The sequence below is a fragment of the Pseudomonas sp. I2 genome (assembly GCF_040984075.1).
GTDB classification, from domain to species: Bacteria; Pseudomonadota; Gammaproteobacteria; order Pseudomonadales; family Pseudomonadaceae; genus Aquipseudomonas; species Aquipseudomonas guariconensis_B.
This window is the reverse complement of the sequence record NZ_JBCGFQ010000158.1, coordinates 1-446: the sequence shown is the minus strand read 5'-3', so window position 1 is coordinate 446 and position 446 is coordinate 1. Positions and strand designations below refer to the sequence as shown.

Here is a 446-nt window from a genome sequence, read left to right as displayed (position 1 = left end):
GGCATAAAGGTGGTCGGGCGATGGTGTTGCGGCCAGTTAAACTCAATCCCGCCAGAGATCCACGGTCCCAGCAGCCCCACCAGCGCAGGTTTAATGACTTCATTGTGATAGACAAAATCGCGCTGTTTCACTTTATCCCATGCGCGATGCACCCGACCGCCCAGTTCCGGCAGGATCATCACTTTGATGTAGTCGTTTTCCAGCCACACCGCCTGCCAGGATTTCAGGGTTTTCTGTTCACTCAGCGTATCGGTCACGCCGTAGGGATAAACCGCGCCGGACGATCCCTGATAAACGCGATTTTCCAGGAACATGGGATGTATATCCTGCGGCCCGGTTTCATAGGTCGGGATCTCAACGCGCTCTTGCCACACTTTTACTGGAGTCATGGTGCCCTCAATATTAACAAGACATACTGAATTAAAAGATTTGTGGCAGTGTATTGA

Annotated in this window: 1 protein-coding gene; it reads right to left on the bottom strand. The window is 51.8% G+C overall.

All coding sequences use genetic code 11. The features are described 5' to 3' along the window. The coding region (locus WCE05_RS26025) for a DUF5107 domain-containing protein (RefSeq protein WP_368816842.1) at positions 1-389 on the bottom strand (389 nt) is incomplete at its 3' end. Positions 390-446 lie beyond the last annotated feature (57 nt).